General features: G+C 40.9%; 19 protein-coding genes. 7 read left to right on the top strand and 12 right to left on the bottom strand.

Going from position 1 to position 19532, the window contains the following annotated elements; all coding sequences use genetic code 11:
• Positions 1 to 3: 3 nt before the first annotated feature.
• On the bottom strand, positions 4 to 648 hold the full coding sequence (gene ytaF / locus ACFVU8_RS01850) for a sporulation membrane protein YtaF (protein WP_387425682.1): 645 nt from the start codon (positions 646 to 648) through the stop codon (positions 4 to 6).
• A gap of 137 nt (positions 649 to 785) precedes the next feature.
• Between ytaF and ACFVU8_RS01845 the strand changes: the two genes are divergently transcribed.
• Positions 786 to 1451: a DUF1232 domain-containing protein gene (locus tag ACFVU8_RS01845; RefSeq protein WP_387425681.1), complete on the top strand. Its 666-nt coding sequence runs from the start codon at positions 786 to 788 to the stop codon at positions 1449 to 1451.
• Between the two features lie 569 nt (positions 1452 to 2020).
• Here ACFVU8_RS01845 and ACFVU8_RS01840 read toward each other — a convergent pair.
• Positions 2021 to 2806 (bottom strand): hypothetical protein, encoded by a 786-nt coding sequence (locus tag ACFVU8_RS01840; RefSeq protein WP_379464424.1) that lies wholly within the window; start codon positions 2804 to 2806, stop codon positions 2021 to 2023.
• Between the two features lie 33 nt (positions 2807 to 2839).
• Positions 2840 to 3409: a GNAT family N-acetyltransferase gene (locus ACFVU8_RS01835; protein ID WP_387425680.1), complete on the bottom strand. Its 570-nt coding sequence runs from the start codon at positions 3407 to 3409 to the stop codon at positions 2840 to 2842.
• Between the two features lie 183 nt (positions 3410 to 3592).
• Between ACFVU8_RS01835 and ACFVU8_RS01830 the strand changes: the two genes are divergently transcribed.
• Positions 3593 to 4177 (top strand): histidine phosphatase family protein, encoded by a 585-nt coding sequence (locus ACFVU8_RS01830; RefSeq protein WP_379464426.1) that lies wholly within the window; start codon positions 3593 to 3595, stop codon positions 4175 to 4177.
• A gap of 28 nt (positions 4178 to 4205) precedes the next feature.
• Here ACFVU8_RS01830 and ACFVU8_RS01825 read toward each other — a convergent pair whose 3' ends face one another.
• Positions 4206 to 4676: a hypothetical protein gene (locus ACFVU8_RS01825; RefSeq protein WP_387425679.1), complete on the bottom strand. Its 471-nt coding sequence runs from the start codon at positions 4674 to 4676 to the stop codon at positions 4206 to 4208.
• A gap of 280 nt (positions 4677 to 4956) precedes the next feature.
• Here ACFVU8_RS01825 and ACFVU8_RS01820 point away from each other — a divergent pair, with 280 nt between their 5' ends.
• Positions 4957 to 5661 (top strand): DUF6199 family natural product biosynthesis protein, encoded by a 705-nt coding sequence (locus tag ACFVU8_RS01820; RefSeq protein WP_387425678.1) that lies wholly within the window; start codon positions 4957 to 4959, stop codon positions 5659 to 5661.
• A gap of 132 nt (positions 5662 to 5793) precedes the next feature.
• Here ACFVU8_RS01820 and ACFVU8_RS01815 read toward each other — a convergent pair whose 3' ends face one another.
• Both ACFVU8_RS01815 and ACFVU8_RS01810 read right to left on the bottom strand, forming a co-directional pair.
• Positions 5794 to 7533, bottom strand: a complete 1740-nt coding sequence (locus ACFVU8_RS01815; protein WP_387425677.1) for an ABC-F family ATP-binding cassette domain-containing protein — start codon at positions 7531 to 7533, stop codon at positions 5794 to 5796.
• A 218-nt stretch (positions 7534 to 7751) separates the two neighbouring features.
• The gene (locus ACFVU8_RS01810; RefSeq protein WP_387425676.1) at positions 7752 to 9170 is read right to left on the bottom strand and encodes an MFS transporter; all 1419 of its coding nucleotides are present in this window, start codon (positions 9168 to 9170) and stop codon (positions 7752 to 7754) included.
• A 246-nt stretch (positions 9171 to 9416) separates the two neighbouring features.
• On the opposite strand from ACFVU8_RS01810, the gene ACFVU8_RS01805 reads away from it, so the two are divergent.
• Together ACFVU8_RS01805 and ACFVU8_RS01800 are read left to right on the top strand one after the other, a co-directional pair.
• On the top strand, positions 9417 to 10076 hold the full coding sequence (locus ACFVU8_RS01805) for a TetR/AcrR family transcriptional regulator (RefSeq protein WP_387425675.1): 660 nt from the start codon (positions 9417 to 9419) through the stop codon (positions 10074 to 10076).
• Positions 10077 to 10282: 206 nt separating this feature from the next.
• Positions 10283 to 10921, top strand: a complete 639-nt coding sequence (locus ACFVU8_RS01800) for a cysteine hydrolase family protein (protein WP_387425674.1) — start codon at positions 10283 to 10285, stop codon at positions 10919 to 10921.
• A gap of 205 nt (positions 10922 to 11126) precedes the next feature.
• On the opposite strand, the gene ACFVU8_RS01795 is transcribed toward ACFVU8_RS01800, so the two are convergent.
• A complete protein-coding gene (locus ACFVU8_RS01795; protein WP_387427164.1) occupies positions 11127 to 11462 on the bottom strand; it encodes a low molecular weight protein tyrosine phosphatase family protein in 336 nt (111 codons plus the stop codon).
• A 122-nt stretch (positions 11463 to 11584) separates the two neighbouring features.
• Between ACFVU8_RS01795 and ACFVU8_RS01790 the strand changes: the two genes are divergently transcribed.
• Positions 11585 to 12625, top strand: coding sequence for a cupin domain-containing protein (locus ACFVU8_RS01790; RefSeq protein WP_387425673.1), 1041 nt, complete (start codon positions 11585 to 11587; stop codon positions 12623 to 12625).
• Between the two features lie 546 nt (positions 12626 to 13171).
• Here ACFVU8_RS01790 and ACFVU8_RS01785 read toward each other — a convergent pair.
• A complete protein-coding gene (locus ACFVU8_RS01785) occupies positions 13172 to 15277 on the bottom strand; it encodes an S-layer homology domain-containing protein (protein ID WP_387425672.1) in 2106 nt (701 codons plus the stop codon).
• A gap of 712 nt (positions 15278 to 15989) precedes the next feature.
• On the opposite strand from ACFVU8_RS01785, the gene ACFVU8_RS01780 reads away from it, so the two are divergent.
• Positions 15990 to 16172 carry a hypothetical protein gene (locus ACFVU8_RS01780; RefSeq protein WP_387425671.1) on the top strand — a complete coding sequence of 61 codons (183 nt, stop codon included), beginning with the start codon at positions 15990 to 15992 and terminating at the stop codon, positions 16170 to 16172.
• Positions 16173 to 16174: 2 nt separating this feature from the next.
• Here the strand turns inward: ACFVU8_RS01780 and ACFVU8_RS01775 are convergent, their stop codons facing one another.
• From ACFVU8_RS01775 to ACFVU8_RS01760, 4 genes are all read right to left on the bottom strand, one after another.
• Positions 16175 to 17356, bottom strand: a complete 1182-nt coding sequence (locus ACFVU8_RS01775; RefSeq protein WP_387425670.1) for an MFS transporter — start codon at positions 17354 to 17356, stop codon at positions 16175 to 16177.
• Between the two features lie 187 nt (positions 17357 to 17543).
• Positions 17544 to 18116 (bottom strand): TetR/AcrR family transcriptional regulator, encoded by a 573-nt coding sequence (locus tag ACFVU8_RS01770; protein WP_066362376.1) that lies wholly within the window; start codon positions 18114 to 18116, stop codon positions 17544 to 17546.
• A 59-nt stretch (positions 18117 to 18175) separates the two neighbouring features.
• Complete coding sequence (locus tag ACFVU8_RS01765; protein WP_387425669.1) at positions 18176 to 18484, bottom strand: putative quinol monooxygenase; 309 nt, start codon at positions 18482 to 18484, stop codon at positions 18176 to 18178.
• A gap of 5 nt (positions 18485 to 18489) precedes the next feature.
• Positions 18490 to 19485: a helix-turn-helix transcriptional regulator gene (locus ACFVU8_RS01760; RefSeq protein ID WP_387425668.1), complete on the bottom strand. Its 996-nt coding sequence runs from the start codon at positions 19483 to 19485 to the stop codon at positions 18490 to 18492.
• Positions 19486 to 19532 lie beyond the last annotated feature (47 nt).

The raw sequence follows: 19532 nt of genomic DNA, 5'->3' as shown, positions 1-19532 counted from the left end.
CGCTTAATCAAAAAATGAATTACATGCAATCAAAATGATGATAATTCCGCTTAACACGGTACTGAATTGCCCTAAGGTAAACGAACCAATCCGCACACCAGACAGCTTTCGCCCGAGAACTACACCGAGCCAAACCGTCACATAACTCCCAATGGCCGCCGTTAAAGAGATAGCCAGCGGAGACAGTCCGATCAGCCCTGCGCCTACGCCGTTCGTGACTGCATTCGCGGCCAAGGCCACCCCCAGGACCATCGCTTCCAGAATGCCGATCGAGCCGGATTTATCTTTATCGGCCAGTTCTGGATTTTGCAGAATTCCGCTCAGTGATCCACCCCCTTCCTCACGGGCTTCTTCACTCTCTTGAACAGCTTCCCGCTTCTTACGCGGCGCCGCTAGCAGAATGATCCGCACCCCGATGATAAAGAGCAGCAGGGCACCGATCACAACGGGCATTACACCAGGCAACACCTTCGCCATCCATTGACCCGAGAGAATACCGACCATACTTAGAATAAAGCAGATCACTGCGATGATTAAATTTGAGAAATGGTTAATACGGATGCCACGAATCCCATAAGATATTCCAACACCTAAATTATCCAGACTGGATGAGAGGGCAAAGCCGAAAATGAGAAGCCACGCGACCATGGTTTTGTTCACTCCTTGTTTCTGTTTACAGTCATACTATTGAGATATACACAAAATGGTGCGCGTCCCAAGTAAAATTGTTGAGATTTCCTCAACAATTGATATCAACACCACCCTGTACAGGAGGTGAAATGCACATGTCTGATGAGAAGAGAAGCCCTGATCTCGGGGAGATGCTGACGAATTTGCTCAAAGAGCGCAGGCTCTCCATGCGAAAGCTGAGCGCCCTGACCGGCATGGATACCGCAACGATCTCCCGCATTGTGAACGGTAAACAGCGGGCCAAGCCAGAGCATCTGAAGGCGTTCGCCCTGCATCTGGAAGCCCCCCTCTCCGAACTATTCCAGGCCGCCGGTTATGGCGCTGCTGTGCCCACTCCCCCAGTTCCGACCTCCGACATTCATTCCTCCATCACCAGCATCAAGGAAACCCTGCAGGCCTTCAACCTGATCGATCATCATTTTACTGCAGAACTGGTTCAACGGGAACTCAGTAAATACGAACCGTATGTCCTCACCGAAGAGGGTGCACGAAAGATCCATAACGATTTTCCAGACAAAGTAAAAAGCGTCAACGGTGCAGGACCTTTCATTGAAGAACTGCATCGCATGTATGAGCTTTACAGCAGCACTGACCTCCCCTCAGAGGAACGTGCTATTCTGGGAAGCGGATTGTTCTATTTTGTCTCGGCGACTGACATCATTCCGGACTATGTGTTCCCGCTGGGTTATCTGGATGATGCTATCGCTGTGCAGATTGTGATGGAGCGGCTGCAGGAGCTGCGGAGTCGGTCGGGGATATAGTGGAATGCGATGCTGATGCCAGTGTTATCTGTAAAAAAGCCGTCCCCCTGTGTAGCATCTCTGCTGGGTGACGGCTTTTTGATGTGCATTTTACAGTTGAGCTTCTTGTTATAGCGATATTACGAAATAATTCTGGAATTTATAAAAACAGCGGCCCCAAGACCGTTCCCGTTGCAGAGGATCTGCTAGGGAGCAGCCTAATAATTGCTGAAGTGTAATTAACGACATTTTTGTATCCTAATTATTCTGCAATTACGGGTAAGAGGGAATTAAAGGCAATATTGTACCTTAAATCTTCCAGAATAGGCCTTCCAGTTCGTTTTTTCGGAAAATAAGATACAATAATGCACTTAATACACTTATTTTCCTATATTTAAGAAATATAAGGTGCAAAAATGCTGTTAGTTGGGAAGTGGTCCCCTTTTTACTGTTAAGAAGAAGAGTATAATTGATGGGAGACTTGTTTGCTACAATCCTAACTTTACCAGAATCACATCTGGTCTTCTCTTCGAATTTTGCTTATATCATTTTTAAGATCACTACATCTCTCATTCGTTCATACCTTATATCTATAATCTAACCAGTTGATTTTCCCTACTTCTAGCCAATAAGACAATGAGAACAATCTGTATTAACAAGGATAAGATTGATAATCTTAAATCAAGCAACATTACAAATGGTGAGCCTATCAAAAAAATTGTAAGAGACCATCTGTATTTACCATATATCCCTAAATCACCTTCCATCGCTAAAGATATAATCCCCCAAATTACTGATCCACTTATAATCAATGAGATGAAAATTATAAACAGAATAATAACTGCTAGAATATTGTTTTGATTCAGTGAAAGAAGAAGAAAATATATAGTCACAAAAACAATAACGAAAACTAATACAATTGGTTTAAACGGTTTATATAACCTGAAAACTGTCTCAAACACATCAGAAGAAGTATTAGAGGATATTAATTTCGATTTTTCTTTATGAAGCTTATCACATTCTAATTGAATAAAAGTCATCAGTGTCCGTAAAATGGACGTATCTGCTCGCAAATAGTAATCTCTTACAATCTTTTTAATGTCATTCGTGAAGTAGGAACTTGATTTACCAAGCTTATTATAGAAATTTTGTACAGCGAAAGCATCGTTTGGTCTATGAATGACTTGAGCTATCGCAGCTTCCATAGACGAATAAAGATCCAGCTGTTTTTGAAGAAGAGCTAATTTATCGTTATTATCTTTCTCCATCAATACTTTGAATTCTTTATACAACCAAATAAGAACGGTAGTAAAAACTGTAATTGCTAGAGACCAGCCAGGATTTGCTTTAAAGTAAGTTAAAATTTCTTGTATCATCTTAGATCGTTCCTCTACATTATCTTCAATTCACTATTTTTGAAAAAAATCTGTTTTAATAATTCCATAATAAACCCTATCGTCATACTCATTTTCGTCTTCATAGTAGAATGATTGTCTTAATGTGCCCTCATATATCATCTTTGACTTCTGCAAAACTCTACCTGAAGCCACATTATCGCCTCTATGAAAAGCCTGCAGCCTGTATATCCCTGTTTTCTCAAAAGTAAATTCTATAATTGCATTTAAAGCTTCTGTTGCGTAACCTTTACCCTGATAGGATCTACTGATGCAGTATTCAATATCAGCATAATGATGCTTTAGATCATTACCGCAAAAAGCAATTTGCCCAATGTTTTTATTGCTCTCTTTTAAGATAATAGCCCATTTATAAAAATCATTCCGGGAATACGAAGAAATCCAGCGACTTAAATTCTCCTTTACAGCATCTAATGTTTCATAAATAGGTTCACCATAATTAAATTGTACTTCCTTATCATTTATCCAGTTCATGAACATGTCCTCAGCATCTTCTAAAACAAATTGCCTTAAGGATAATCTTTCAGTTTCTATCGATTGTGTTCCAACACGAATTGTATTCATCCTTTACCCCCATCATTCTCAATGTTAGTTTCAGTTATCTTAAGAATATCTTAGAATGGAAATATCACACTATGACTTTAACAGCCGACGGTTCATTCATGAATAAAAAAAGTAGAAGTCATATTGAAAGTTATTTGTTCCAATAGAATTTACTTCACAGAATTTGAGGGGTGCAGGATATTTATAAAAACCTTTATATATATGGTCAGGCACGGAGAATCGCCTAAAGTGGATGGTGGCAACGAAAGAACACGTGGACTGACTTTAAAGGGGGAGTTAGATGCTCAAATTGTAGCTGAATTATTGAGCGTTGAGGGGATAAACACATTCATCTCAAGTCCATATAAAAGGGCAATATCAACAATAGAGGGATTAGCCCAATCTTTAGGCAAAGAAGTGATTATTATCGAGGAACTAAAAGAAATAGTATTCCTTGGTGATAATAAGATATTGTCTAATAAGGAAGTGTATCCGTTAGTAAAGAAAATGTTTTCGGAACCAGATTTTCTGTTGCCTGGTGGAGAGTCCTTTATGAATTGTCGAAATCGTGTCGTACCTATCTTTAAAAACATTATAAGAAAATATAAAGGGCAGAAAATTGTTATTGGAACCCATGGAGTCGTTATGACAATGATGATGGAATACTTCGACCCTCAGTTTGGCTTGGACTTTTTATTAAAGACTTCAAAGCCTGATGTTTATAAACTGGAATTTGATGAAGGGTTATTAACCAAAACAGAGAGATTGTGGAGGGTAACTTCTGAATGATTTCATTGAACTAATGAGCAAATTAATATTATCGGTTAGACCTGAACATCACTGAAATAACCCAAACAACTAGAACCGTTAGTGCCATACCAGAAAAAAGAATATACCAATTAAAAAAAAGGTTATTCGTATATTGGTTAATCCAACCGAAACGATAAACGATGGAATCTTTTTCGTTAGTGAAACCATTGAGATTTTTGGATAATGTATGAACTTTGGATATTTCTCCAATCATCATAATTGTGAAGATAAATGTAGAGGTTAAGGTGAGGATAATATTTAAGCGGGTGTTTCTATTACTATTATTTAAATTCCAAGTTACTCTACCTACATAATATAATAAAATGGCGAACAAAAATAATCCCATCACCAACGCAATAATACCTGGATTCCCATTTCCTGAAATACTATTACCAGAACTATATTTAAAAGTTGTCCTGTCAACCAAAAAGATACTAACTATATTCAATATCAATAAAACAATGAGTGGTCTCTTCAAAATAATTCCTCCTATAATCTGTAAAGTGAATATAGGAAATCTCCGTTAATGACCTTAGAATCTAGCGTACATTAATAATCCAACTATGTTTGTAGGAACGTCAATAACATACCAAAGTCATCTGCATTTGTCGACTAGTTAATGCACTGAGTTTGAGCATTGTTCTGGCCCTCGCCTAATCCTTGACTCCAAAATAGTGACATCGATCCTTGAGCAGAAGTGCCGCAACCATCCCTCTAAATTGGCGTATTAAAGAAAAACTGGAAAGGATGACGTTCAGATGTCGGCGCTGCTCAAAAAAATCCGGACACCTACCTTTATTTTCTTTTCCTGTGTTCTGGTCCTGTCCGTAATTGTAGCGATTCTGTCCAAACCTTACTTCACAGAGCGTATTTTCTATGTAGATAACTACAAGTACTCCTTCTATAGCGAACAAGATAATCTCGTCACCTATCGAAGCAAAACAAACGATCCCATACAAGTAAATCTTGATCATGGGAAGCGTACGGTTACCATCCAGCATCAGGAGTATTTTATTACGAAAATCGATTCTTCACCCAGTTCGAATTATAAAGTGATCTATCCTAACGGCCACAAATACGAAGTCCATGATTCTTCCGGAATATTATTGACCTCCGATGGACATGGAAATTACGTCTCCGAAGTCTCCATTTTCGTTAACAATCAAAGAATACCTCAGGACGGCGAAGAGCAATATTCACCCTCTACCCTGGTAACAGCTGCGTACCCCGAATATCATGTCACTCAAGGCGCACCAGTGCTTCTGTATCTCGCATTAGCCGTATTGATTTACGGATGGTGCAGCTTTCGCTATCTAAAATTTCAAAATATCCTGTTTCTTCTCTCGCTTCGTTGGATCTGGGTGAACGATCCCGAACCTAGCGACTTTTATTACTTTATGACCAAGGTTAGCGGTATTATCGTCATGATAGGCGCTCTCTGGATCGCCATTCAAGCCTTCTGAACCACTGTCCACGGCAAAAGCTATCAAGAAATCAATGCAGCAAAAAGACACTGAGATCCTAGTCATCAGTGTCTTTTTGTTGATACTTTTCCACCAACATCATATTTCATCGTTGAACTCAGAGTCGTATTTTTAAAGCAACTTAATCAGCTCTTCTAGCTCATCAACCAATACTTTTGCATGTTCAAAATTAGTATCTTTTAAGGCCGATTCTATTTGCATTTCAACTGATTTTTTCTTTTGTTCAGTTTCTAAATAGTCTTTATCAAAATGTCTAGCATAAATCATCTGTTTGAATTTTTTCATTTTCATTTTTCTAATCGTTTTATCGTCAATGATTAATACATAATCCATACCATTTACAACAGAATAGAAATCATGAGAAATCATGAGAATCGCACCTTTATAGTCTTCGATGGCTTTCTCCAGTGCTATTTGTGTATAGGTGTCTAAATGGCTTGTCGGTTCATCAAGAAGCAATACGTTTGCTTTACTGGCAGAAACTTTAGCCAATTGAAGTATATTTTTTTCTCCACCAGATAATGATTCTATCTTCTGATTAACGCTTTCTCCTTCAAATCCATAATTTGAAAGATACGATCTAACCTCATCATAGGTACTAATTCCAGCATCGATAAATTCTTCAAGAATTGTATTAGAATCATTTAGCACTTCGCCTTGTAGCTGAGATAAATAAGCCACTTTAGCATCAGCATTTATTAAAATTGAATCGTGATTATCCTTAACAATTTCTCGAAGTAAAGTAGTTTTCCCAGTACCGTTTGCCCCGATAATAGCTACTTTATCTGTAGATTTTATCTCAAAGTTAACATTTTCCAAAAGCAACTCATCAAAGGTAACACCATAATTATTGACATTTACAACAATGGTGTCTTCAATCTCATTTTCAATACCAAAACTGATTTTCGGTTGCTTAATATCAACAAAAGGCGCTTTAATTCTACGTGCTTCCAATCTCTCTTGAAACTTAACTCTAGCTTTTAAGGCTCTCCCTCTAGATGCTTCTGAATTATAGGTTGCGATAGCTCTAAGATTATCGATTATGCTATCATATCTCTCAATTTCTTCAGCTTCAGCGACTGCGATTTCTTGCAACTCTATTTTTGTCTGAAGTAACGAGAAGTTATACTCAATATACCGCCCATCAAACTCTTGAATCTCCGTGTTTTCAAGGTGGATAATTTTGTTGAAGCAATGATTCAATAGATATCGGTTGTGCGTAACAACTAACAGTATGCCTTTGTGTGCATTAATAAGATTTTTAAGCGCATTTAGGTTTTCAAAATCTAAAAACACATCTGGTTCATCCATGATCATTAAGTCTGGACTATTAAGCATTTCCTTCATCACTTGAATAAGTTTGAATTCCCCACCGCTCAGGTCGGATACCCTAATATCCTTTAGCTTCATGAGGTTTGCAAGATTTAGCTTCTTATTAATGTTGCTTTCAAAATCGTTCCCACCTATTGCATCAAACGCATCTAAAGCTAATTGATACTTTTCTAACAGCACTTCAATATCCGATGAAGTTTCCATTTCAGTACAAATGGTTTCTATTTCATTTTGTTTCTTAATAAATTCTTCTCCGATATATTCAAAAACAGTTGTTTCTTTCGATCTGTCTAGCTCAGAGAACTGACTTACAAACCCAATTTTACAAGTCGGGTCTATTTCTAACTTGCCCTCGAACAAATATCTTTCTGGGTCCATCAGTATATCTATCAGTGTGCTCTTCCCACTACCACTTGTTCCTATAAAAGCGCAATGTTGTGCCTCTTCAAGCGTAAATGAAATGTTTTTGTATAGCTCTTTTTGTGGAAACGAGAAGGATAAGTTATCTACTTTTATCATGGTGTTACCTTTCTTTGTAACTAAATTGGTGACTATTATTAGATGGATTACAAACATAGATTTTGAGTTTACCGTTGTTAGAGTAACACTGTTTACAACCAACTTCAATCATTTCAAAATAAAGTTGTTCGTAAAAGCGAAAAATAGTCTGTCCTCTTTGCAGAAATCTCCACGCAAGGGACAGACTATTTTCATTATTATTTTACAACCGTGTTAATTCACGCCGCATCTTGGGCTTGCTGTTTAGCAGCTTTCTTGCTACTCGGCCGCAACAGCAGAAGCACGACAATAAATGATGCCGAAATAAATACAATCGAGCCAATAATCGCTGTTGAGATCCCTGCTGTAAATTCCGCGTCCGTAGGTGTTCCAGTTCGAACGAACGATCCGAATACCGCCGTAAGGACAGCCAACCCAAGCGATCCACCCGTTTGGTGCGCCACATTGACCAGCCCCGACGCAGCCCCTGCATCCCGCGGATCAACACCAGCCAGCCCAAAGGTCGTAAATGGAATAAACACAATGCCTGCACCCATCCCCAATATGACCATCGGAATTAGAATCCCTGGGAAGAACTTCAAATCTGTTGAAATCTGGCTTATGAAGCTCATGGCGATGATGACAATCAAAATACCACTAATGAGCACTTTCGCATTTCCGAAACGGGAGACAAGCCATGGCATGGCATACATCATCCCGAACTGAACCATAGTCATAGGCAGAAAGGCAAGGCCAGTCTCAAGTGCCGTAAAACCAAGCACATGCTGCAAGAATTGTGACATGAAGAAAAACATCGAAAACATGCCGCCTACAAACAGTAGTCTACCCAAATATGCGCCAGACCGTTCACGGCTTGAAAATAGACGAAGCGGCGTAATCGGCTGTTCGACCCGTGACTCGATGAAGGCAAAGGCTGCCAGCAGAATAACTCCTGTGAGCAATGAGGTTATGGTTACAGCATTCCCCCATCCATCGTCTGCCGCGCGGACAAAGCCATATACGAGAGCTGTCAGACCAACAACAGAAGTAATGGCGCCCATAATATCAAAACGACCGGTGCTTTTATTCGTCTCAGGCAAAAACTTCGGTGCCAGCACGAGCAATAGAATGCCGATTGGTACATTAATGAACATACCTACCCGCCAGGACACCCAGTCCGTCAACATACCGCCTACAACTAAACCAATGCTTCCTCCAGCTCCGTTGACCGCACTGTACATGGCAATAGCTTTTACCCGTTCCTTGGTCTCCACAAAACTAACAGATAACAGTGCCAATGCTGAAGGCGTGGCCAACGCGGCCCCGATTCCTTGCAAAGCACGGGTGAAAAAGAGCATCTCAGCAGATTGAGCTAACCCGGCCAATAACGATGCAACTGTAAAAATTGCTGTCCCAATAATAAAAACCCGTCTTCGACCAACGAGATCCCCCGCTCTTGCTCCGAGCAGCAAAAAGCCCCCGAATGCCAGAACGTAAGCATTTTGTACCCAGGTCAAGCTCGTTGTTGCAAGGTGTAGTCCACGGCCAATCTCAGGAAGCGCAGTGATCATAATGGATGCATCGAGCACAACCATAAGCTGACAAATAATGATGATGGCCAGAATAATATTATTATTTGACTGTCGGATAACAATCATCCTTTCTTGATAAATAAACTTAAGCTAAATGCTGACAACCATCTGAATAATTCAATTTAGCTGTGCTTAGCAGTTGGCTATTTGCCAAAAGCATGGATCGACGTCGCTGGATTAGAATAACACGCATTTTCACCAAAGTAAACAAAAAGTATTTATTTTGTCTATTTTGTATTTCGTGTATTTCTCGTATTTAATGCTGTATAATAAAGTGACAAGGTTTGAGAGATTGGAGTTGAATCCAGCACAATGAGTACACAAGTGGAACCAAGGGTGAAGCTGCTCAAGAAACTAATAAATTCCGTAATGAAGGATGGATTCCAGCATTTGAGGATGGATGACATCGCCAAGCATATGGATGTAAGCAGAGCTACGATGTACAAATATTTCTCGTCTAAAGAGGAAGTTATAGCGGGTGTCGTGCAAGTTTTTGTGGATTATATTGAAAGGCTCGCAGACCGCAACCCCGAGGATGATGAACGTTCATTCGGGATCTGGTTCCAAAAGCTGTTCGATCAGACCGTAGCGCTTGTAGGTAAAATCACGGACATTTTCCTCAAGGATCTTCAGACGATCTATCCGGAACTGTACGATCAACTGAGAGCCGTTCTGAGCAGACGCGAGCAGCAAGCCCTCATCTTCTACCGCGAAGGAAAAGAAAAAGGCATCTTCAATCCCATTAATGAGCGGCTGATCCTGCTCCAGGATGATCTGCTGCTGCGTGAAATCATCAATGTGAAGTATCTGCTGCAAAATCAAATCTCCATCGAGCAGGTGCTGTACGATTACTACAACCTCAAGAAAATACAGCTGTTCAAAGCTGATAAGCTCCATATCGTGGATGATTCCTTGATTGAGCCTGTCATTCAGCATGTCGTGGATAAGTTTAATCGGGCGTTGTCTTGTTAGAGGGATTGAGGATAAGCAGAGAGTTTGCAAAACGAAAAAAAGTTGACTTCGCAGATAGCGAGGTCAACTTTTTTAATATTTTATCAGCGAATTCTGTGCTTTAATTTTTTGTAATGTCTATACGGACATGTGTTTAAAGAAGCCTCACCTTTTCAAATCGCCTGCATAAATTAGGGAACATCTAAGATGCCTAGAGGTGGATGTAGATGACTTATTATTGCCCTTACTGTAATCGTTCGATGGACCATGCAACAAAAAATAACACAACAATCATTGATGAATGGAATTACGTCGTTGCTCCGCCTCCTCCTAAGCTGCAATTCGTAACTGTCGACCCGAAAACAAGTGCATTGCTCGTCTTAGATATGGAAGCGACGATATGCAATAATCCCCGCTGCATTGCATCCATCTCAACTATCAAACCGCTACTGACGAAAAGCCGTCAACATGGCATGTTAGTTATTTATAGCCTTACTCATAATGGGAACGTCTCTGATATTGTTCCTCAGCTTTCCCCCTTACCTAATGAACCTGTTGTGAAATCAAACGTTGATAAATTTTATGAAACCCATCTCGATCAAATCCTGAAAGCGCACGGCATAAACACCGTGATTGTTACCGGGTATGCCGCTAATGGTGCAGTCCTTCATACAGCAACAAGCGCTGCTTTTCGGGGATATCATGTCATTGTTCCTGTTGACGGAATTTCAGCATTTAATCCGTATGCCGAACAGTATACAGCCTGGCATATGTTGAACAGTCCCGGGACCCGAAACCAGGCTATTTTAACCAAAGGAGATTGGATACAATTCGTTGATCACCGTTACGCAAACGGGGACCGTTAGTTCGATGAAACAGCGACAGCCCAGGACTTTATATTCTTATCCTTGGCATGTCGCTCTTTTATTTTCTAGGGTCAGTCTAATATACTAATACCGAATTTCCCTCCTAGGATTGGTTAAATTAACCTTCCCATGATATTAGAATTGAGCTGAGTCATTATATGCTGAGGCTCAATTTTATTTTTTTTCATGTGGAAAACAATTAACTCTACTTCCCATCAGCCTCTTCTATATATTCATATACTCTCGATTTCAAAATCTCTATCAATTCCTCATCCATAAATCGATATTCATCTGGTATATCAAGACAGAATAATTCTTTATTTTTCAATTTGTCTGAAAATTTCTCCTGAAGCCTTCTCTTATGCTTCTTTTCCATCACAAAAATAACATCGGACCATCCAATGTGTCCTTCAGTCACCTTAACTCGTGCACCTTCTTCTGTACCAGCAGATCGAACCTCATAACCGTTCATACCCTCGAAAATCTTCTCAGCTGTTAAGCTGCGCCACTTATTACGGCTGCAAATAAAGAGTAATTTTATACCTTTCACCTATCCTTTTGTGACCCCTGATCTGAATCGTTCCCCTAAGATCTGGGTAATAATAACGCTATATCAATCTATTTACATGAATACCCACTTCGAAATGAGGAGCGTCAATCACCATGACATCTTTCAAATACCGACTTGAGCAAAAAAAACCTCACACAGGCACGGGCGGCGTTACACGCGGAGCTTCAGTTCGGGATTTCCCCGCTTCCATAGGCCTTGCCGGTGTATCTATGCGGCTGGAACCGGGAGGTATGCGTGAACTTCACTGGCATGCTAATGCGGCAGAATGGGCTTATGTCATCAGCGGGTCCTGTCGTACGACAGTCATCCATCCTGATGGACACGCATATACCGATACGTTTGAGCCAGGAGATGTTTGGTACTTCCCGCGTGGTTATGGCCATTCCATTCAGGGACTGGGTCCAGAAGAATGTCACTTTATCCTGATTTTTGATAACGGAGATTTCTCGGAGGAACATACTTTTAGCATCACGGATTTCTTAACCCAAACACCAGACAATATTGTAGCTCAGAATCTTGGTATTACGGAAGAACGGGCAGCGCAGCTTCCTCATGGAGAATCGTATTTTGTCAAAGGTCCTGTCCCGAATGACAGCTCCTCGGACGGAACATATCGCCGCAATTCAGAGCTGACGTCAACGCACCGTTATCCCTTGAGTGCAAAGCAGCCCCGTCGTGCGCCCGGAGGTGGAACGCAGCGTACGGTAACGGTCGAAGATTTTCCCATCTCATCTACGATGTCGGGGTCACTGATCGAATTGCAGCCGGGTGCACTACGGGAGATGCATTGGCACCCCAATGCGGATGAATGGCAGTATTATATCAGCGGACAAGCTGAAATGACTGTATTTCTAGCGGAAGGTAATTCGGTTACAGAGCAGTTTGAGGCAGGAGACGTCGGTTATGCCCCTATGGGTACAGGGCACTATATCAAAAATACGGGTGATGAAGTCTGCCGCGTGTTAATTGGATTCAACAATGCTCACTACGAAGCCATTGATCTGAGCGAATGGCTTGCAGGCAACCCCGTTGACCTGCTGTCTACAAATCTTGAAATGTCCAGGGAAGAAGCAGAGAAACTTTCGAACGACACTCTTTTCATTGCTCCAGATCAGAAAAAAAATCGGTCATAGTCAACCTTAGTTCTCCCTCATCCCACTCATTATCTTGGAAAAATGGCTGCCGGAATAAGACTGCAACAACACCAGCTCTCATGCTGTGAAGAGCTGGTGTTGTGTTGCTCGCTATTTTTTTCCGAACGTTTATTCCTTTATCTCCTGTACAATCTCTTTTTCCATATAAGCCCCCCACTCTTCGAGATGTCTAACTTGCTGTAACATAATCAAAACAAAAAACGGCAACCCTACCGTTGACGTTTAAAGTGTTGGTGGAAAATAGGGACGTCGAACTTAAAACATTTTCAACATCTAAATCGTGTTCAATATGTATCTCCACTCCTTTCATTCTCCCAGACGGGTGAAGTATGCTGTTCAACAATAAATTCACTTTTACAACCATCAGCATTTCCAAGCCAAGCTAAGCAACCTGAATCCCTATGAATACTGAACTCAGGCTGCTTCAATATTTATTTTTATTTGCTATCTACTTGACGGGGTCACTTCAAAATACAGAGCGCCTTTTTTATCTATTGCTGCCTTTTTTCTTAAGAACAAAAGATGTTATTTTCCTAAAGCGGTTCTAATTTTATTATAACTTGAATTTGTAATTATTGTTTCCCCATTTATTCGCATTACAGAAATATCATCGAATATAATATCTTTTTGTTCATTATAAATCCTTAATTTACCTTTTGAATGAATATAAAACAGGAAGTTTGGAAATTCTTTTTTCAGCAAATTAATAGATTTGAAAGTTGAATTTACACCGTCAACAACTTGTGTTTGTGAAAACATTTCTTCCCCATCAATATTAAAAGTATTATATTTAAAAATTCCTAAAGGAATAACGATTGGGAAACTTATCCCTTCAAGAAATAGTTCTCCAGAAACATAGAAACCATCTTTTGTTCCAACAAATTTAAAATCAGGGAATTTATTTTTCAAAAAATCAGATATTAAGGTGATATTTAATACATCATTAGGTATTTCTACAGGCGGTTGATTTTCTACCGGCGGTTGCTCTTCGATAGGATTATTAGTTTCATATTCTAAAATCCAATCTTTAAAATAATTGATATAAAACGAATCAATGTAGATTTCATCATCGATTTGAACATATTTAAAAGATCGGCTATAAATCATTTTTCCATCTTTAGCAACTATCAAAAAATCATTCACTGCTAAAAACTCATAATTCGGAAATTCATTTTTAAGTTTACTTAATTTCGTGATTTGTGAAGCTACATATTTGAAATCATAGAGACTAGTATAATAAATACTTCCTAATCCTCCTTTTTGAATTGAAACAAAACATTGTGCCAATTGGTTATTCCATCCACCATCAATAGAAAACATTCCTAAAGTTTCACCTTGTTTTTGAAATTTGAATTGGATTTTATTACCGAAAGCAGCGCTTAATATTTCTTCAGTATCACCAGTGTAGATTTTTTCAAGCATAAAAGAATTTTTTGATACTTCATAGTTTTTTACAAATTTAATATTATTTTTAACATCAAAATCGTATTTAAAACTATTAACTAATTTATCTCTAAAATACATATCAATTTTGTTTATTTTAAAGCTATCTTTGAATGAAAAGCCATCTCCAAAATCATTTGAAAGTTTTTTCAAAGCATCATCTAATTTCATAGATCCGTCTGGGATTCCAATATCTGGCGTTGGTGCTGGCGTTGGTACTGGCGTTGACTCTGGTGTTGGTGCTGGCGTTGACTCTGGCGTTGGTACTGGCGTTGGTGCTGGCGTTGGCTCTGGCGTTGGTGCTGGCGTTGGTACTGGCGTTGACTCTGGTGTTGGTGCTGGCGTTGACTCTGGCGTTGGTGCTGGCGTTGACTCTGGCGTTGGTGCTGGCGTTGACTCTGGCGTTGGTGCTGGCGTTGACTCTGGCGTTGGTGCTGGCATTGACTCTGGCGTTGACGCTGGGGCTGGTTCGTTACCACCGCCGCCACCGCCGCCACCGCCACCACCAACAGGAACAACAGGAGCAACAGGAGACGTAGTTGATGTAGGCTTTGGTGTATTCGCTGGTATTGTAGTAGCTATTGGCGCATGTGTAGGTTGCGATGTCATATCCGGCATTGGTTTAGGCAATGTATTAAGTGTAGTGACAAGATTATTTGCAACAGTTACGGCCATAGCTATAGTTGTGTTCCCTTGTGGGTTAAAGTTACCGTTAGTGTCTCCGTTCATTAGCTTATATTTTTGTGCGGTAGCTACATACTTCAAAGCCCATTTAGAAATATTTTTAGCGTCTTTGAATGTAGGAGTTTCTTCTTCCTGGATTTGAACACTCATTTTCAAAGCCGATACAAGAATTTTGGCAGTCATTTCTCTTGTAAGAGGAGACGTGGGGTTGAATTTACCGTTTCCCGTTCCATCAATCAGGCCAGCCTTCAAAGCTGCTTCGATATATGGAATATCGCCACCTTTTACGTCTGTAAAGCTTGATTTAGTCGCCGTTACTGGCAATCCAAGCGTTTTAACAAGGGTTATGATAAATTGGGATCGTGTAGAATTAGAATTCTGTGATGACGCAGAAGCCACAGAAATACTCTGCGGAACGCTTGCCGCATGAATAGCTGGAACCCCGTTTAGTAGAATAGCAGATGATAATGCTGCAGTAGCAATTATTCCTTTTTTCTTTCCCATATGTAATTTTCCCCTCAACTGTTTTTTTAATCCTGAAACAATATATCATTTCAAAACTATTAACAACAGGGTTGAGTTTCCTTTTTTTTGAATGGAAAATCATAAAAGTGAACAGAAACAAGCTCTTTCTATGGATTTGAACCCCTGTCCGTAGATAACGCTGCGCGTGCTTCTACGGGTGTAGTGACAGTTTTGATGACGCCCGATTGTTCCCTTTTCGTTTCAATATGTCAGATAAGTATAGCGAAGCTACAATATCACACCTTTCGAGTTCGCATCTTAAGCAATTCTACATTTTACACTCTCAGGCCCGATAATCCTTCCAGCTCCTGATACTTCTTAAAAATGATGTAATGGCGGGAAAAGATACTGGCAAGCGAAATGAACAACACCGCTGTACTTGAGGAAAGGATGGTACTTCTGAACTCCCCAGTAAGCGGCGCGATTCCTGAGCATTATAACTGCAAGAAAGATTACGATACCTAGAATCGAACCCTGTGAAGTGAGCTTCCCCGTATCCGGGTTCATTCTCATCTTCTGGAGCTTGCCTCTCAATACTCCAATGGCCATACCTAATCAAAATGCTTTTATGCCACAGAGTTGTTGGTTCAACCTTTTAAGCTTTGATATGACTGTGATGGTTGTCTACATCAATTCCACGCTAGCAACACACAGCGCTCCACATGCTTGGAAATTGGAAACATATTAAAGAATGAAAACAACGATATCTCTGCCTGTTATGTTTAAGGTGTTGGTGGAGAATTGGGGGATCGCCCTCCTTATTCCGTACCACACCAATCTTGAGAGCGAGAATAACATCGTTACGCCGATCACTGATTTACCAATTTTCATTTTCTCTGACGCCATACATATCCCGATGTCTCCAAGCAGTTGACCTCATACACCCTGATCAAGCACACCTGATGCTTCTTTCTTTCCCATTACTATAGAAATCACTGCAAATACAGTTGCAAGTGTGACGACTAAACCACCAACCCAGCCGATCGACGACAAAGTTAACCGCTCTACAACCACTCCGCCCAGAGCTGCACCCAGAGCAACACCAAGGTGGAAGGCGGATGAGTTCAAGCTCAGTATAATCTCGGTTGATTTAGGAGTCAAAGTTACCAGATAGAACTGTTGTGCAGGAGCAGTTGTCCAAGCCCCAAGCATCCAGAGTGCAAGAATAAACAGGGCACCTATAAAAGTAACCGCAGCGAACGGGAGGAAAAACAAAGCAATCGCGTGAATCAACAGACTGACAATCAACGTAGGGGCAATTCCCCATTTATCAGCGCCATAGCCTCCAACACGCGCTCCAAGAACAGCCATTAAACCCATGCCGAGTAAGACGAGACTAATTGTATTGCTATTGAGACCAGCATTTTCGCGTAGTAACGGCGCAATGTATGTGGAAACAACGGAGTAACCGGTAATAAAGAACAAGGACGCTAATAAACCGCTGATTACTTTAAAATCTTTGAGAACAGCCAGTTGCTTGGATAAAGGAATCGTTTCTTGTCCTGACATTTTAGGTATCGCTTTTACAATTGCAATAATAGGAATGATGGTGATCATTCCTATTATTGCGAAGATCCAGCGCCACCCCATATATTCACCGATTAAGGTTCCTAAAGGAAGGCCGACAACTAGTGCAAGACTCGTACCCATCAAGATCGTGCCAATCGCACTTCCTCTTTTCTCTGGAGGCGCAATTTGTGCGGCAATCCCCAAAGCCACTACCGCGAATACCCCTGCGCTCACACCCAAGATAGCCCGCGATATCATCAATATAGTAAAGTTAGGGCTCAGGACAGCGATGACATTACCGATAATGAAGATAAGAAGTGCTATGAACAGCAGTTTTTTCCGATCTACTTTTGAAGTGAGCGCGATTAGAATTGGCGTACCTACTGCGTAGGCTATAGAATACATGGCAACCAATTGTCCAGCCAAGCCAATAGAGACATTTATATCCGCGGCAACCATGTCCAGAATACCTGTAATAATTGATTCGGCCGTACCGACCACGGTTGCGCCTAATGCAAGCAAGTAAATAATCCATCTGTAGTTCTTCATGAGAGCATTGTTCCCCTTTGTTTGTCGAATCTATTAATTTTATTGTTTGAAATGATTGAGAATCAGGGCCTTGAAAATTCGATTGTAAAAATGAAAATCACCCCCTTAATTTTATCGAACGATCGATCAAAATACTGCAAAAAAATATATCGAACGATCGATCAATTTCTTCAAAAAAAAGAGCTGACTATACTTTTATAGCATCCCAGCTCATTTGAATCATTTTCTCAATGTTTATTGAACTGAACTCATAGGCCCCATTTAAATACTCTTTTCCCATTTCGACAAAAGGTAAACAGGAGTAGGTAACCAATAAATTCGTTTCTAAATCCTTAAAATAGCCTTCTTTAATTCCCCTCTCAAACAAAGGGTACATCGGCTTGAACACACCACCATTTTGATCCTTACAGTTATTACGTATAAAGGGTGAGTCGATAAACTGCTCCATTAACAAAAAGCTGTCCTTATGATTTAAGATATAATTTGAATAGTTTCGCAGAATGTGCTCGAACCCCTCTTTTACGGGCGTACTCTCTGTTACACCATGAAACATGAGCTGGTGCATTTGATCCTTGAGCAGAAAATACAATTTGATCAGCATATCCTCTTTGCTTTCAAAATAAAAATAAATGATCGAAGAAGAGATATTCGCTCTTTTAGCAATTTTTGAGATAGAAACTTCAGAAAGGCCACTTTCATTGATAAGTTCGATCGTAGCCTGATAAATAAGGTTCACTTTGTTTTCGGATTTATTTTTCATACTCAAAATATAATCGAACGATCGATCAATGTCAATAAACGATTTGGAGTCATCAAAAGTTATACACCCAATCCCTTACCACCGACAGGCCGAAGTCGAACCGGCTCGACGGCTGCGATTAAAGGCTTCGCGCGCTGAATAATGGCAAGTACTTCTTCGTTCTTGAGCGAATCGGCATGCGCCGCAGTATCGCGCCACAGCTCGGTCACCCAGATCACATCAGGATCATCTACGGATTCATTGATAATATAGAGCTCGCAGCTCTCCATATTATTGAGACTCCGGGAAGCCTCCAGCAATAAAGAGAGTAGCTCCTCACGCTTCCCAGGATGTGCTGTCATTTTACCGAGTATGGTAAACTTGTTCATTTTATTTATTCATCCTTCCCGATCATCTTTTTTTGCATCGCCTCATAGTGCTTGAACATCTCCAGACTGACTTCCATCATTCTATCGATCAGCATCGGCGGCTCAAGGATCTCAATGGACCGCCCGAACGGCAGAAAAAAGTACGGCACGTATGTCTTTAGCGACTGCTCCTCTAGCTGAAAGAGAACTTCGCCGGGCTGCTTGCGTTCGAGTATTGAATGTCCAAATAACCAGTGCTTGCATATCTCGTTTAGTGCGTGCTCGTGTCCCTGGATCCTTACGATGACTTGCATCTCTGCTTCCAGCGGATTGGGAAGTAAAGAACGCAAGAGAAAATCCTTCGGGGAAAAGGCCGCCGGACGCTCAAAGTTGAGATTAGCTTCTTCCAATTGAAGAATGCGATCTACCCGAAAGCTGCGAATCTCGCCCCTCAAACGACAAAATCCGACAACGTACCAATTTCCTTTCCAATGCACAATCCCGTAGGGATCGAGAACTCGATTGCTGGAAGACAGATCGACTCCTTTGGCGTATTCCATCTTCAACGACTCCCCATGGGCCGCTGCCTCTTCCAAGGATTGAAGCAGCTCAAGCTCTCTACCTTCCGCGGGTGTCTGGATAACTGCAAGCCCCATACTATGTCTATTTATCCTTTCGAGCTGCTCTTCATTGGTGTACCGTTTCAGTTTATCGACTGCACGTGCAAGCGCATCTGTGAACGGATAGCCCGCTTCTTGGGCGAAGACGGATGCATGCACGAGCGCTATCTGCTCTTCGGAATCGAAGAGCAGCGGGGAATCAATGAACTCGCCAAGTAGCCGGTAACCTCCGTTTGGACCGGAATCGGCAATAATCGGGACTCCGCTCGCGCATAATGAATCAATGCACCGGTATACGGTCCGTACATGTATCTCCAATTCGTCCGCGAGTTGTTGTGCCGTTACCCTCTTCCCCGAACGAAGCAGCCATAGGATCGATAGCATATTATCTGCTTTGGACATGCCATTCTTCACTCCCTAAGACTTTCTTGAAAAAGCATTCATCTGCT

The sequence above is a fragment of the Paenibacillus sp. NPDC058177 genome (assembly GCF_042883835.1).
In the GTDB taxonomy this organism is placed as follows: domain Bacteria; phylum Bacillota; class Bacilli; order Paenibacillales; family Paenibacillaceae; genus Paenibacillus_AQ; species Paenibacillus_AQ agri.
This window is presented reverse-complemented; position numbering and strand designations above follow the sequence as displayed.

Excerpts from the sequence above, each read along its gene's own strand:
- ACFVU8_RS01805 (WP_387425675.1), top strand. The coding sequence starts at position 9,417 with ATGAGTACACAAGTGGAACCAAGGGTGAAGCTGCTCAAGAAACTAATA.
- ACFVU8_RS01790 (WP_387425673.1), top strand. The coding sequence starts at position 11,585 with ATGACATCTTTCAAATACCGACTTGAGCAAAAAAAACCTCACACAGGC.
- ACFVU8_RS01780 (WP_387425671.1), top strand. The coding sequence starts at position 15,990 with ATGAAAACAACGATATCTCTGCCTGTTATGTTTAAGGTGTTGGTGGAG.
- ACFVU8_RS01785 (WP_387425672.1), bottom strand. The coding sequence starts at position 15,277 with ATGGGAAAGAAAAAAGGAATAATTGCTACTGCAGCATTATCATCTGCT.
- ytaF (WP_387425682.1), bottom strand. The coding sequence starts at position 648 with ATGGTCGCGTGGCTTCTCATTTTCGGCTTTGCCCTCTCATCCAGTCTG.
- ACFVU8_RS01775 (WP_387425670.1), bottom strand. The coding sequence starts at position 17,356 with ATGAAGAACTACAGATGGATTATTTACTTGCTTGCATTAGGCGCAACC.
- ACFVU8_RS01765 (WP_387425669.1), bottom strand. The coding sequence starts at position 18,484 with ATGAACAAGTTTACCATACTCGGTAAAATGACAGCACATCCTGGGAAG.
- ACFVU8_RS01835 (WP_387425680.1), bottom strand. The coding sequence starts at position 3,409 with ATGAATACAATTCGTGTTGGAACACAATCGATAGAAACTGAAAGATTA.
- ACFVU8_RS01820 (WP_387425678.1), top strand. The coding sequence starts at position 4,957 with ATGTCGGCGCTGCTCAAAAAAATCCGGACACCTACCTTTATTTTCTTT.
- ACFVU8_RS01845 (WP_387425681.1), top strand. The coding sequence starts at position 786 with ATGTCTGATGAGAAGAGAAGCCCTGATCTCGGGGAGATGCTGACGAAT.
- ACFVU8_RS01815 (WP_387425677.1), bottom strand. The coding sequence starts at position 7,533 with ATGATAAAAGTAGATAACTTATCCTTCTCGTTTCCACAAAAAGAGCTA.
- ACFVU8_RS01840 (WP_379464424.1), bottom strand. The coding sequence starts at position 2,806 with ATGATACAAGAAATTTTAACTTACTTTAAAGCAAATCCTGGCTGGTCT.
- ACFVU8_RS01810 (WP_387425676.1), bottom strand. The coding sequence starts at position 9,170 with ATGATTGTTATCCGACAGTCAAATAATAATATTATTCTGGCCATCATC.
- ACFVU8_RS01800 (WP_387425674.1), top strand. The coding sequence starts at position 10,283 with ATGACTTATTATTGCCCTTACTGTAATCGTTCGATGGACCATGCAACA.
- ACFVU8_RS01770 (WP_066362376.1), bottom strand. The coding sequence starts at position 18,116 with ATGAAAAATAAATCCGAAAACAAAGTGAACCTTATTTATCAGGCTACG.
- ACFVU8_RS01760 (WP_387425668.1), bottom strand. The coding sequence starts at position 19,485 with ATGTCCAAAGCAGATAATATGCTATCGATCCTATGGCTGCTTCGTTCG.